We start from the raw sequence: 1,362 nt of genomic DNA, 5'->3' as shown, positions 1-1,362 counted from the left end.
CCCCCCCGGGGCGGCGGGGGCGTGGGGGCGGGGGGGGTCGCGGCAGCGGCCCCGCGGGGCCCCCGGCCCGGGGGGCGGGGCCGCGTGCTCGAAGCCGTCGCGGGCGGTGGTCAGCACCAGCGCCGGGGCGGCCGTGGCCAGGATGTAGCCGACGCGCTCGGCGGGCTGATCCGGGTCGATCGGCACGTAGGCCGCGCCCGCCCTGGCCACCGCGTACATCGCGATCACCAGGTCGGCGCTGCGCCGGATGGCCAGCGCGACCCGGTCCTCGGCGCCGATGCCCTGATCGATCAGGTGGCGCGCCAGGCGGTTCACCCGCGCGTCCAGCTCGGCCCAGGTCAGCGACAGCCGATCGGCCGCCGCGCCGGAGTCGGCGATCAGGGCGATCGTCTCCCGGTCGGCGCCCGCCACGGCGGCGTCCAGCAGCGACACCAGGGTGGCGTCACGGTCGGTCGCGTGCGCGGTGTCGTTCCAGGCGCGCAGGATGCGCTCGGACTCCTCGGCGGCCAGCAGGTCGATGTCGCCCACCGGCACCGTCTGGTCGGCGATGACGGTGTCGATCACCCGCAGGAAGCGATCCACGAAGCCGCGCACCGTCGACTCGTCGAACAGGTCGGTGGCGTAACCGAACTCGGCCACGATCTCGGCCGGGGCGCCGTCGGCGGCGTACCGGTCGAAGACGGTGACGTGCAGGTCGGTCTTGGCCAGCTGCGCGCCGAAGTCGACCGCGGAGACCGACAGACCGGGCAGCTCGAAGGCCTGCTCGGCCAGGTTCTGGAACGACAGGCCCATCTGGAACAGCGGGTTGCGCGCGGTCGAACGCACCGGGTTGAGCACCTCGACCAGACGCTCGAAGGGCACGTCGGCGTGCGCGAAGGCCTGTAGGTCGCGTTCGCGGACCTCGGCGAGCAGGTCGGCGAAGGTGTCGCCGGAGCGCACCTGGGTGCGGAACACCAGGGTGTTGACGAACATGCCGATCATGTCGTCGAGTTCGCGCTCGCCACGGCCCGCGATCGGGGTGCCGACGGCGATGTCGTCGGTGCCCGACAGCCTGGCCAGCAGCACCGCCAGGGCCGCGTGCACGACCATGAACAGCGAGGCGTTGTTGGCCCGGGCCAGCTCGTGCAGCGTGGCGGGCCGCTCGGGATCGATCTCGAAGCGGACCGCGCTGCCGCGGAAGGACTGCATGGGCGGGCGCGGCCGGTCGGCGGGCAGCTCCAGCTGGTCGGGCAGACCGGCCAGCGCGGACTTCCAGTACTCGACCTGCTGGGCGGCCACCGACTCCGGGTCGTCCTCGGAGCCGAGCACCTCGCGCTGCCACAGCGCGTAGTCGGCGTACTGCACCGGCAGCGGCGACCACTG

At 73.9% G+C, this 1,362-nt stretch carries 1 protein-coding gene; it reads right to left on the bottom strand.

What is annotated here, in order from left to right:
- A partial coding sequence (locus QH283_RS21570) for a condensation domain-containing protein (RefSeq protein WP_280504791.1) occupies positions 1 to 1,362 on the bottom strand: 1,362 nt, incomplete at both ends.

This window comes from Nocardia farcinica, assembly GCF_029867845.1.
Lineage (GTDB): Bacteria > Actinomycetota > Actinomycetes > Mycobacteriales > Mycobacteriaceae > Nocardia > Nocardia farcinica_A.
This window is presented reverse-complemented; position numbering and strand designations above follow the sequence as displayed.